Source organism: Enterococcus sp. AZ062 (assembly GCF_051715065.1).
Taxonomy (GTDB): domain Bacteria; phylum Bacillota; class Bacilli; order Lactobacillales; family Enterococcaceae; genus Enterococcus_B; species Enterococcus_B mundtii.
This window is the reverse complement of record NZ_JBIOTB010000001.1, coordinates 1,782,187-1,795,187: the sequence shown is the minus strand read 5'-3', so window position 1 is coordinate 1,795,187 and position 13,001 is coordinate 1,782,187. Positions and strand designations below refer to the sequence as shown.

Below are 13,001 nucleotides of genomic sequence, written 5' to 3'. Positions count from 1 at the left end.
ATCGGATAAACGGTTAACAAGAATAAAATGGAGGAATAAATATGACAACTAAAAAAATTTATTTGTTTTGTGAAGCAGGAATGTCAACAAGTATTATGGTCAATAAAATGATGGAGGTCGTCAAAAAACACAAAATGCCATTAGAAATTGCCGCTTTTCCTGCGATCCATGCGGAAGAAAAAGTCGCACAAGAAAAACCTGTGGCTATTTTATTAGGGCCTCAAGTCCGTCATTTAGCGAGTAAAATGAAAGAAACGTTTGACCCAATGGGGATACCTGTTGGCACGATTGCTCCAGAAACATATGGCATGATGGACGGGGAAAAAGCGTTGAAAGATGTCTTGGGCTTGATCAAAAAATCAAAAGCGCCAAAGTAGCTTAATAAAATGGGATTTCAATCGAAAAATTGTGTCCTCAAACAAAAATAAAGCAGCTGGATGGGAGGAAGAAACATGCAAAAATTTTTGGATTGGTTAGAACGTGTGTTAACACCAATGGCGAAAACAATCGGTGAAAATAAGTATTTGATTGCGATTCGTGATGGTTTTTTGCTATCAACACCCTTACTGATCGTAGGATCGCTCTTTTTAGTTTTGACTAATTTTCCAATTCCAAATTGGAATGAAACGATGAGCCATTTTCTCGGAGATAACTGGGCAACGATGTTGAATATGCCTGCCACGGCAAGTTTTGATATTATGACGATTTTAGCGGTTGGGGGTATTGGATATAGTCTGGCAAAACAATTTAAAGTAGATGCCATGCAAGCGGCAATTATTTCATTGGTCGCTTTTTTTATAGTGACCCCTTTTACAACCCTATTTACACCAGAAGGCTCCACTGAAGTCTATGAAGTAGGAAGCTTGCCATTACGTTGGATGGGTTCTAGCGGCCTGTTCTTAGGGATGGTCGTGGCTTTGGTTGCTACCCGATTGTTTGTCGCTTTATTACGTAAAGGTTGGACGATCAAAATGCCTGAAGGTGTGCCACCAACCGTCGTACAATCCTTTGAAGCGTTGATCCCAAGTTTTGTGATTGTTACTCTTTTTATGATTGTCAATTGGTTAGCAAATCTAACCTCATATGGTAATTTACAAGAAATACTATTTAAGTTCCTACAAACTCCTTTACTTAGCTTAGGAAATACTCTAGGCGCGATGATCATAGCCTACTTATTCTTGCATTTTTTTTGGTTTTTCGGTATCAACGGTTCGAGTGTAGTTGGGGCAGTATTCAATCCGATTTTACGAGCACTATCCGTTGAAAATTTAGATGCCTTCAAAAATGGCGCAGATATACCAAATATCATCACAGGTCAATTTCAAGATATGTTTGCTACTTTTGGTGGTGGAGGATCTACGCTTTCATTGATTTTAGTCATGATTCTAGTATGCAAAAGCCAACGAGTAAAAAAACTGTCGCAATTGTCACTAGTACCAGGGATTTTTGGAATCAATGAACCGATTATTTTTGGATTACCGATTGTCTTAAATCCAGTCTTACTTATTCCATTTGCACTTGTACCCACGATCAATATTATCATTTCCTATTTTTGTATGGAGGTAGGATTAGTTAATTATACGAATGGTATTCAACTACCATGGACAACGCCACCGATCATTTCTGGTTTTTTAGTTAGTGGTTGGCAGGCATCTGTTTTGCAAGCATTACTGATCCTATTAGGAATGGCTATTTATTATCCTTTTATTAAAGTGCTAGATAATCAGTATTTAAAAGAAGAAGCAGAGGCGGTACAGGAAGAAGAAGAAATCGATTTTGATGAATTCGATTTTGATGATTTATAGGAAAAGAGGCCATAGGAATGAAAAAAATAGTCTTGATTCTCAATCATTTGACTGCAGGCTTGGGCAGTGATGAAAATGCCCAGCTACCTCCTGGGGGCAAAAAAACAGCTCTTGGACCAGGGCGTACCTTAAATCCACTTTTTCAAGAACACGATACAGAAATCATTGCTACATTGTATTGTGGTGATCAGTATTATCTCGATCACCAAGAAGAGGTAAACAAAAAATTTATAGGTTTTGCCAAAAAATTCGATGCAGATGCTGTTCTTTGTGGTCCCGCGATGCATTATGCTAATTTTGGCATGATGGCGGCCCAATTAGCTTTGGTTTTCAGTGAACAAGGAATCCCAAGTGTAGCTGCGATGTCTGAAGAAAATCCTGCCTTTGTACGCTATGCTAAAAAGATCAATGTAATAAAAATGCCTAAAAAAGGCGGAATTGGTTTAAATGATTCATATAAAAATATCAGCTACTTTATTTCAGCGCTCACTCATCAAAATCAATCCTCATGACTTGATTTTGATGAATCAACTAGTTTGTGCTAAGCAATCATCAGAAATAAATACCCTAGGTCGGAATAGAACCAACCTCTAGAATGAAGGGTAACAACCACGGAATCGTTCTGTAAATGACTGTGGTTGTTGCCCTAATTTTATAGAGGTTTCTTTTTTTTGCCGTTTATTTGGTATAGAGTGACAGACAACATTTACTGTCACTTTTGTCTCAAATTTTTTTGATAATCCTGAGTATAATCTTTGACCAAAGCTGACCAAATGAGTATAATAATCATGTAAAGGTTAAAGAAAACGAGACTTTAGACGGATGTTATAGACGCTAGAGAAAGATATAGTTGACTTTGACCAAACAACTTCTACTACAGGAGGGAAATATATGAATAGTGAAAAAATGACAACTACGCTCCAAGAAGCGATTGCAGAAGCACAACAAGTAGCGATGACAAGAAAACATCAAGAAATCGACATCGTTCATTTATGGAAGATCTTTTTACAGCCAAATCATTTTGGCCGTAATCTATATACAGATGCAGGTATCGATGCAGATGCGTTTGAACAAGAGATTGATCGAGTGTTAGATGAGTATCCAACAGTCTCAGGCAGCAATGTCCAATACGGACAAAATCTTAGTCAAAATCTTTTTCGTTTATTGAATGAAGCGGATCAATTGAGAGAAACTTTTGGTGATGAATTCTTATCCACTGAGATCGTGCTACTAGCTTTAATGAAATTAAAAAATTATCCACTGACTGTTTATTTGACAAAACAGGGACTGAATGAAAAAGAATTGCGTAAAAATATCGAAGACATGCGGGGAGGAGAGCGTGTGACCTCTAAAAATCAAGAAGAACAATATAAAGCGTTAGAAAAATATGGTGTCGATCTTGTCCAACAAGTCCGTAGTGGCAAAATGGACCCGATCATTGGCCGAGATGAAGAAATTCGTGATGTGATTCGGATCTTGTCACGTAAAACTAAAAACAACCCTGTGTTGATCGGGGAACCTGGTGTGGGTAAAACAGCGATCGTTGAAGGATTAGCGCAACGAATCGTCCGTAAAGATGTACCAGAAAACTTAAAAGATAAAACCATTTTTTCTTTAGATATGGGTGCCTTGATTGCCGGAGCAAAATTCCGTGGAGAGTTTGAAGAACGCTTAAAAGCAGTCTTGAAAGAAGTGAAGAAAAGCGATGGGCGGATCATCTTGTTCATCGATGAGATCCACAACATCGTCGGTGCAGGAAAAACGGAAGGTAGTATGGATGCCGGTAACTTGCTTAAACCGATGTTAGCTCGTGGTGAACTACATTTGATCGGTGCGACTACTTTAGATGAATACCGCCAATACATGGAAAAAGACAAGGCGTTAGAGCGACGTTTCCAAAAAGTATTAGTGAAGGAACCAACTGTTGAAGATACGATCAGTATTCTGCGGGGGTTGAAAGAACGTTTTGAGATTCACCATAGCGTCAATATTCACGATAATGCTCTGGTTGCGGCAGCTACATTATCCGATCGCTATATCACAGATCGCTTTTTACCTGATAAAGCCATTGATTTGATCGATGAAGCAAGTGCGACGATCCGAGTAGAAATGAATTCCATGCCAACGGAATTAGATCAAGTGACTCGTCGTTTGATGCAGTTGGAAATCGAAGAAGCAGCCTTGAAGAAAGAATCTGATGATGCAAGTAAAAAACGTTTGAAGAACTTACAAGAAGAACTAGCCGATCTTCGAGAAGAAGCCAATGCGATGAAGATGCAGTGGGAAACTGAAAAAGAAGAAGTAAATACCGTATCTTCTAAACGTGCAGAAATCGATAAGGCAAAACATGAATTAGAAGACGCAGAAAACAATTATGATCTTGAGCGTGCCGCTGTTTTACGTCATGGTACGATTCCACAATTAGAGAAAGAATTAGCAGAACTAGAAGCAAAAACAAAAGACAGTGACATCAAGATGGTACAAGAATCTGTCACTGAAAATGAGATTGCTCAAGTTGTAGGTCGTTTAACAGGGATTCCAGTAACGAAACTCGTGGAAGGTGAACGAGAAAAACTAATCAAGTTGAATGAAACACTTCATAAACGTGTCATTGGGCAAGATGAAGCGGTAGACGCAGTGAGTGATGCGGTCATTCGTTCTCGTGCAGGATTACAAGATCCAAACCGACCATTAGGTTCATTCTTATTCTTAGGACCAACTGGTGTCGGTAAAACCGAACTAGCAAAAGCTTTAGCAGAAAACTTGTTTGATTCTGAAGAGCATATGGTGCGGATCGATATGAGTGAATACATGGAAAAACATGCCGTTTCTCGTTTAGTTGGTGCGCCTCCAGGTTACATTGGCTACGAAGAAGGTGGACAGCTAACAGAGGCTGTGCGACGAAACCCATATACGATCGTTTTGCTCGATGAAATTGAAAAGGCACATCCAGATGTCTTCAATATTTTATTACAAGTATTAGACGATGGCCGTTTGACGGATTCAAAAGGTCGTCTCGTTGACTTTAAAAACACGGTGATGATCATGACAAGCAATATCGGTTCTCAACTATTGTTGGAAGGTGTTACCGCGGAAGGTACGATACCAGAAGAAGTCGAAGAACAAGTGCGAACGATCCTTCGTGGTCATTTCAAACCAGAATTCTTGAATCGTATTGATGACACGATCCTCTTTACGCCATTAAGTCTAAACAATGTCAAAGGGATCGTTGACAAGATGATTTCTCATTTGGCACATCGTTTAGAACATCAAGAAATCATTTTGGAAATCAGTGACGAAGCAAAAACATGGATTGCAGAAAATGCGTATGAGCCTGCATATGGCGCACGCCCATTGAAACGATTCATTACAAAAGAAGTTGAAACGCCTTTGGCTAAAGAAATCGTAGCTGGCAAGATCATGCCAAAATCAAAAGTAACAATCACATTGTTTGATCACCACTTAGCATTCGCAACTGAAAACTTACCCGAAGACGAATAATAAGAAGCGCTTGTACCACCCTTATACATGACAGAAGCGGAAATCATTACCTGTCAAAGTAGTGGACTATTACTGATAGTCTGCACTTTGACAGGTATTTTTTTTCGTCTATACTTTAATAAACAATTACTTGGTTCATTGAAGAAACAGAAACTAAAAAATGAATGGCGTAGTCAAGTTAGCGACTAAACCTATGATTTACTGTATTCAAAACGGTAAAAGTAAGTGTTTTCATAAAACGGCAGACAAGCTAAGATAGAAAATGTAGATGAGGTGATAGTGTGATGATCAAGGAACGGGAAAAAGCAATCATTCAATATATTTTGATGAACGAACATACGACGGTCACAAAAATAGCAAAACACATGAATTTATCGAATAAAACAGTTTCACAATCACTAAAACTGATCGATGAGCTATTTAGCGGAACAACCATCGAACTAATTAGAAAACCACGAGTCGGTGTCTCGATCAACGGTGATCCAAACGAAATATTAAATCAGATCGATACAACGAACATGGTAACAGTTCCAGCTTCTAAAAAAGAACGTATTCAATTCCTCTGTTTTGAACTCTTGAAAAAAAAGACCTATTTCACTCGCCAAGAACTACAAGATACACTATTTATAAGCAAATCGACATTAGAAGGTGATATGAACCAAGTCCATGAGATTTTCCGCCATTTCAACGTTAGCATCGATCGATTGCCTGGTAAAGGTTCATTTCTAAACTTATCAGAGCAAGAAAAAAGACGCTTAGCCTTTGATCTGATCTACTATTTTTGGGGTAGTAATTGGAAAATCACCAAAAAGAACCAGCTATATCTACACTCGATCCAAGGTATTCCTCCTTTTGTCAATGATTTCATCGACATGAAGAACATCACATTAGTTGATACAATGTTGCAGGAATATCTAAAAGATGCACAAATAAGGTTGAATGATACGACCTATCATTCATTATTGCTCCATCTGTTGATCATGATTGATCGCGTAAGAGAGGATAACTATTTAGAAAGTGAAGGAGTATTTGGAAAAGTCAGAGAAAATAAACCATTTGATTTATTCATTCTAAAACTAGAAAAAACTTTCTCATTGACATTACCTTCTTCTGAAGTCCGTTATATTCTCTTACACTTAGAAGGTGATACGTTGCTTGAACAAACGAAGCAAATACAGGAAGTGACAGATGAACGCATTCGACAATTGATTCACGAAAATGTAACCCTTTACAATGAAAGTATCATTTTAGGATTAGTTACACACATCAAAGAAGCAGTCTTGCGTATCAAAAAAGGACTGTTGATCCATAATCCTTTTTTACAAGATGTGAAGAAAAACTTTCCTGTGGCTTTTACAGAAGCGATCCAATTAGCTAATGCCTTGAGCCAAGATTTTGTGATCAACGTCCCAGAAGATGAAGTCGCTTTTCTTGCTGTCCATATCCAAGCAATGAAAGAGCAAAAAGAAGAAAAATATCAGAAGAAAGTCAGTGTCTTACTTGTTTGTAGCAGTGGCAAAGGCACATCACAACTCTTGGCTGCCCGACTTCGTAGAAATTATGAGAAGATCGAAATTTCTAGGATACTTTCAATCCAAGAGTTGATGCAGACATCGATCGATGAAGATCTGGTGATATCGACTGTCAACTTGAACCTAGAGACGATACCAACGATCAATGTTTCACCGGTTCTCAACAAATCAGAACGTCAAAAAATTGAGCGTTTTTTAAAGGATGCTCAAAATAATACCATCAAGTCAACGAATCACTTTGCGGACTTGATCAAAGAGGAATTGATCTTTTTGGATCATTCATTCTCAGACTATCAGGAAGTGATCCAATTCGTTGGACAACAATTGATTGAAAAAGGATACGCGGAAGAAAAAATCATCTCTTCTTCTTTAGAAAGAGAACAGCTATCTTTTACCTCTTTTGGAAAATTTGCGACACCACACGGGGCCCCTAAATACGTCAAAAAATCAGCGATCGTCTTTTTACGCTTAGCTAATGAATTGATGTGGGGAGAAACGAAAGTCAAATATTTATTTTTCATCTGTATCAAAGATGAAACAGCACAAGAGCTGGAAGAAGTCTATGATGTCATGCTAGAGATCATCGAATCTGGTGAAAAAAAACATTTGCTAAAAGGAACAAAAAATGAGATCAAAAACTATTTGAAAGAGGAATTTTAATATGAGCATTGCAACTTTACTACCTTCTAATCATATTTTTTTAGATATGGAGAGTACAACCAAAGAAGAAACGATTCGTCAATTAGGGGAAGTTTTAACGAATAACGGCTTAGTCAACAATAAAGAAGCTTATATCCAGTCTGTATTAGAAAGAGAAGAACATTCGACGACAGGCATTGGGAACAATATTGCCATTCCTCATGGGAAAAGTGAAGCAGTCAGTGAGCCAGCAATTGTTTTTGCACGATTGAAACAACCAATCGATTGGCAATCGTTAGATGAAGAACCAGTTTTTGTGGTCATTTTATTGGCGATCCCAGAGTCACAAAAAGGGGATACCCATCTAAGAATCTTATCTGAGATTGCGATGAAATTAATGGATGATGACATTACGGCACAGTTAAAAACTGAGACAGATAAACAACAAATCGCGAAACTATTAAGCGAATAAACAAATGAAAAGAGGAAAAAGAGATGAAAAGAAAAATTATCGCAGTTACAGCTTGTGCTACAGGGGTCGCTCATACGTATATGGCAGCTCAAGCACTTAAGAAAGCAGCAGCAAAACGTGGAGATTTGATCAAAGTTGAAACACAAGGAGCAACAGGTATCGAAAATGAGTTGACTGAAAAAGATTGCAAGATTGGCGAAGTCGTTATTTTTGCAGTAGATACAAAAGTGAGAAATGAAGAGCGTTTCAAAGGCAAAACGATCTTAAAAGTGCCAGTTGCTGCACCAATCAAGAATGCCGAAAAAGTCATTGAAGAAGCTTTAGGAATGATCGACTAATCAATTAATCAGTGGGGGAGAAAGTAAATGAAAAAAATAGCAAGTGAAATCAAAAATCATGTTTTAACAGGAATATCTTATATGATACCGTTAGTGATCGCCGGAGCAGTAATCATGGCCATTTCTCGTGTGGGTGGTTCATTTTACGGAATTGTGGATATTTGGGACGGTTCTCATGGCGAGAGTGGGAATGCGATCATTCGTTTATTGCATAGTTTAGATGGTTTCGGTGGCACAGCACTTGGTTTGATGTTCCCAGTGATTTCCGCATTTATTGCCTATTCGATCTCAGATAAACTAGGGATTGCTCCTGGTTTAGTTGGCGGGATGTTAGTGAAAGATATCAATGCAGGCTTTTTAGGCGCAATCGTTTCTGGTCTTATCGCTGGTTATGCTTGCTTGTTGATCAAAAACAAAATCAAATTGCCAAAATCAATGGCATCAGTTGTACCAGTATTTCTAGTACCAGTTTTAGGTACATTGATCACCGTTCTATTAGTCAATTATGTGATCGGTACGCCATTTGCAGCATTGAACGTTGGTTTAGAATCATGGTTGAACGGTTTAAGTGGTGGAAATGCCATCGTTATGGCAGCAGTCGTTGGCGCAATGGTTGGTTTTGACTTAGGTGGACCAGTCAATAAAGCGGCAGTGACCACAGCAATGGCACTATTGACTAGTAATGTTTATGCACCGAATACTGCGGCACAAGTGGCGATCATCATTCCACCAATCGGGTTAGGATTAGCCACGATCTTTGCGAAAAACAAATACAACAATGAATTAAAAGAAGCTGGGAAATCAGCAGTGATCATGGGACTTGTTGGTATTTCTGAAGGAGCGATCCCGTTTGCCGTTGAAAATCCATTGAAAGTTATCCCGATCAATATGATTGGTTCTGCCTTAGGTTCAGCGATGGCAGTTGGTTTAGGGGCAGTGAACACTGCACCGATTTCAGGATTCTATGGCTGGTTCACCGTAGAAAAATGGCCGATCTATGTACTTTCGATCGCTACAGGTGCATTGTTCATCGCGATCTTAACTAGCGTGCTACGTTCAAAAGATGCTGGACAAGAAGTAGAATCAGCAGTTGAAGAATTTGATGAAGCTGCTTGGGAAGAACAATGGGAAGCGTAACTATGACAAATATACACATTGTAAATCACACACATTGGGATAGAGAATGGTACTTTACTTCAATGGATTGCATCGTTTTAAGTGATCAGTTGTTTACAGATGTTTTGGAAGAGTTGAAAAGACAACCTAATGCTACTTTTGTTTTAGATGGACAGCTTTCGATCTTAGATGATTACTTGGAACTATATCCAGAAAAATTATCAGAGATCAAAGAATTAGTTGCGAAGGGTCAATTATTTATTGGCCCTTGGTTTACACAAACTGATGCGTTTTTTGCCTCGGGTGAGTCTATTTTAAGAAATGCAATGGTGGGCGTCTTTGAAAGTAAAAAATATGGGGAGTATCTACCTATTGGTTATCTTCCAGATACATTTGGATTCAACGCACAAATGCCGACGATTTTAAACGAAGCTGGGTTTGACAATATCATTTTTTGGCGTGGGATCGACTTAGGTGAACATGTCCACTCGCCATATTTCAAATGGAAAAGTTTGAGTGGAGAGAATGAATTGTATGCGGTGAACTTTCCTCAGGGCTATGGTGCGCAACAACAACTAGAACCAACGAAGAGTTATGTGGAAGGACGATTAGACAAAGGCATTGATTTCATCAAGAGCTACGCAGATGAAACAGAAATTTTGATCCCAACAGGAAACGATCAATTAGGGATCATCTCGTCTTTAGAAGAAAAAATCGCTAAAATCAATCAAATCGGTAAATATAACTATCAAACAAGCACGTATCAAGCGTTCATGGATTTGATCCGTCAAAAGGATCTGGAAGAGTATCAAGGAGAGTTTCGCGCACCTGTTTTTGCCCGTGTGCATAAGACGATTGGTTCTGTCCGTATGGATCTAAAACGTGAGATTTTCAGATTAGAGAATAAACTGACACTTGAAATCGAACCAATGGTCGTGATTGCGAAGGAGCTAGGCATCGTTTTGAGCAATCGGTTAGTCATGAAGGCATGGAAAAAATTATTTGAGTGCCAAGCACATGACAGTTTAGCCGGCTGTGTGTCAGATAGTGTCGCGCAAGACATCGCCCATCGTTTGAAAGAAGTATCAGAAATCTGTGACAGTATCGAAAACTTGGTATTGAAAAGAGTTTCTGAAGGACTACAGCTGACAGATCAACAATTCTTGATTTTGAATACTTCAGTTACACCTTTCAAAGGAAAAAAAGTGGTAAAACTTATCTCAAAAGTCAATCAAATCGAAGTATTGGGCCATGATTCTGCCGTCATCTCGATGGATTATGTGCCTAGCCGCCAAAATATCATGGAAGAAACACCTGCTGGCAATCGTTTTATCGAAGAACCAGGGTACTATATTTTACAAGTAGCAGTTGATTGTTCCTTTGATGGACTAGGTTATCAAGTCTTCGATTTCGTTGAACACACTACAGCTGAGCTACCTGATATGACGCCACGAACGATGATCTCAAAAGGGAACTATTCATTGACTTTTGAAGAGGGACAACTTGTCTTTTCAGATGGTGACCAAACGATCAGAGACTTCTTGACGATCGTGGATGATAGCAATGCCGGCGATACTTACGATTATTCGCCGATACCAAATGATCACCCAGTCTCTTTGACATTTGATTCATGTAAAGGCAACGAAGAAACCTTGATCTTGGAAGGAAAACTAGAGCTTCCTTATACATTGGCAGAACGTATCGCCGGTCAAACAACGAAAGTCTTTGCTTACCAGCTGACATTGAAGTTAACGGAACGAGGAGAGGTCCAAGGCAGTCTTTCTTTTAGAAATTCTGTGTTAAATCACCGTATCCGCATCAAAACAAAGTTGAATCAATCGATTGAAAAGGTCGTTTCTGCGATCCAATTTGGTTACTTGGAAAAAACAAACCAGTCAATGAACGATTGGGAACAAAAATACTCTGAGATGCCAGTAAATATCGAGCCCTTTGAAAAACAAGTGATCGCGTATAGCGCCGAAGAGGCATTAGTGTTTTATACCGAACAAAGTAAGGAATACGAATATATCAATGACTCCTTATATGTCACAGTATTAGCCACGACAGATTCGTTAGGGAAACCAGATTTGCTGTATCGTCCAGGACGTGCTTCAGGAGATACGACGAAAAAAGGGCATATCATGATGGAGACACCGCTTGCTCAAATGGAAAATCAACGGATCGATTTTGACTTTTCAGTGCGCGTGGCGCCAACTGATATTTCAGAACACACATTAGTGACATGGAAATCAGACAAAGAACAACCGTCGATTTCGTATCAATTGCAAGATTTGAATTATTTTGTTTATCGAATCGACAATAAGATCCAAAGTAGAATCCAACCACTTGCTTTGAGTGAAACGACATATACGCAGATCTCGTTAGATTTGGAAGAAGGATTGGCTGTCAGTGCGATCCATAATGCTTATTATTCAGAAGGTGTAGTGATTCGATTAGTCAATGGAACCTCAGAAAAGCGTAACCTTGAGCCAGAGAAGCTTTTTTCAGGGTTCAAATACACACGTATCAATGCCTTGGAAGAAGAAGTGACAGAGACAAAAACGATCAGCGGCTATGGCTTAGCCACCTATTTATTAACAAAATAAAAAAACGTTGAGGCACAAGTTGATTCTCAAGGAGTTGCTTCTGGAACACCGTTTAGCGGGTTTTAGGAACAGCAAGTTGACTACTTGTGTCTCCCTTTAGTTGTGAAATTGAAAGAGGAGAAATTATGGCGATACACCTTTTATTTTTAGCTTTGATCCCAGCATTAGGGTGGGGCATGATGCCAATATTATCTAAGATCATGGGGGGCAAGTCAGAAGAACAATTGATTGGCACCACCATTGCTGCCTTACTATTTGGTTTGATATTTAGTTTGTCTCAACAAGTGACGTACCAAACGGTTTCATTCATTATTTGTTTTTTGTCCGGAGCATTTTGGGCGGTGGGGCAATACTTTCAGTTCCGCGCATTAGAAAAGGCCGAAGTATCAAAAGCCATGCCCATATCTGTTGGGACACAATTAGCCTTTGTTACGCTAGTCTCAGGCATTTTTTTGTTAGAATGGACGAGTATCTTTGTAGCTATTATGTCGATCATAGCTTTATCTGTCATCTTAGTTGGCATATTGTTGGTAACGAAAACAAGTAATAATAATGGCAAGATTGCCAAACAAGTCATTGTCTTTTTGTGCATTTCATCTGCGTTTTTGATGCTATATGTAACAATCACTAGTTATTTTGATATTCATGGACCGCAAGTATTTCTACCTCAATCCATCGGCATGTTTGTTGGAGGGATGGTCATCTCAATGAAGAGGATCAGACAATTGAAAGTCAATGCCATTGCTCGAAATATCATCACCGGTTGTTCTTGGGTGATCGCTAATACGACGTTATTTGTTGTATTTGCGTCTTTAGGTGTGGGTATTACTTACTCGTTTTCGCAAATGAGTTTGCTTGTCGCGACCTATGGAAGTATCATTCTTTTGAGAGAGAAGAAAACGGTATTAGAGAAACGTTTTGTGTATTTGGGTACACTGGTGTATGTCATCGGTGTAATTGGCATGAGCTTGTTGAAGTAAAAATTTGCAGGA

The 13,001-nt window shown here is 38.9% G+C and carries 10 protein-coding genes; all 10 read left to right on the top strand.

The genetic code is table 11. The features are described 5' to 3' along the window. Positions 1-41: 41 nt before the first annotated feature. Complete coding sequence (locus IGJ00_RS08635) at positions 42-377, top strand: PTS sugar transporter subunit IIB (RefSeq protein WP_071867682.1); 336 nt, start codon at positions 42-44, stop codon at positions 375-377. Between the two features lie 75 nt (positions 378-452). Next, complete coding sequence (gene celB, locus IGJ00_RS08630; RefSeq protein WP_071867683.1) at positions 453-1,805, top strand: PTS cellobiose transporter subunit IIC; 1,353 nt, start codon at positions 453-455, stop codon at positions 1,803-1,805. Positions 1,806-1,822: 17 nt separating this feature from the next. Further along, a complete protein-coding gene (locus IGJ00_RS08625; protein WP_074799240.1) occupies positions 1,823-2,317 on the top strand; it encodes a GrdB-related putative oxidoreductase in 495 nt (164 codons plus the stop codon). A gap of 379 nt (positions 2,318-2,696) precedes the next feature. Further along, the gene (gene clpB, locus IGJ00_RS08620) at positions 2,697-5,306 is read left to right on the top strand and encodes an ATP-dependent chaperone ClpB (protein ID WP_438844327.1); all 2,610 of its coding nucleotides are present in this window, start codon (positions 2,697-2,699) and stop codon (positions 5,304-5,306) included. 284 nt (positions 5,307-5,590) lie between these two features. Then, positions 5,591-7,498 carry a BglG family transcription antiterminator gene (locus tag IGJ00_RS08615; RefSeq protein ID WP_438844326.1) on the top strand — a complete coding sequence of 636 codons (1,908 nt, stop codon included), beginning with the start codon at positions 5,591-5,593 and terminating at the stop codon, positions 7,496-7,498. Position 7,499: 1 nt separating this feature from the next. After that, a complete protein-coding gene (locus IGJ00_RS08610) occupies positions 7,500-7,949 on the top strand; it encodes a PTS sugar transporter subunit IIA (RefSeq protein ID WP_071867687.1) in 450 nt (149 codons plus the stop codon). A 23-nt stretch (positions 7,950-7,972) separates the two neighbouring features. Then, positions 7,973-8,287: a PTS fructose transporter subunit IIB gene (locus tag IGJ00_RS08605; protein ID WP_071867688.1), complete on the top strand. Its 315-nt coding sequence runs from the start codon at positions 7,973-7,975 to the stop codon at positions 8,285-8,287. 27 nt (positions 8,288-8,314) lie between these two features. Further along, a complete protein-coding gene (locus IGJ00_RS08600) occupies positions 8,315-9,424 on the top strand; it encodes a PTS fructose transporter subunit IIC (RefSeq protein WP_019723575.1) in 1,110 nt (369 codons plus the stop codon). Between the two features lie 2 nt (positions 9,425-9,426). Then, complete coding sequence (locus IGJ00_RS08595; RefSeq protein ID WP_438844325.1) at positions 9,427-12,009, top strand: alpha-mannosidase; 2,583 nt, start codon at positions 9,427-9,429, stop codon at positions 12,007-12,009. Positions 12,010-12,134: 125 nt separating this feature from the next. Beyond that, complete coding sequence (locus tag IGJ00_RS08590) at positions 12,135-12,989, top strand: GRP family sugar transporter (RefSeq protein ID WP_438844324.1); 855 nt, start codon at positions 12,135-12,137, stop codon at positions 12,987-12,989. Positions 12,990-13,001 lie beyond the last annotated feature (12 nt).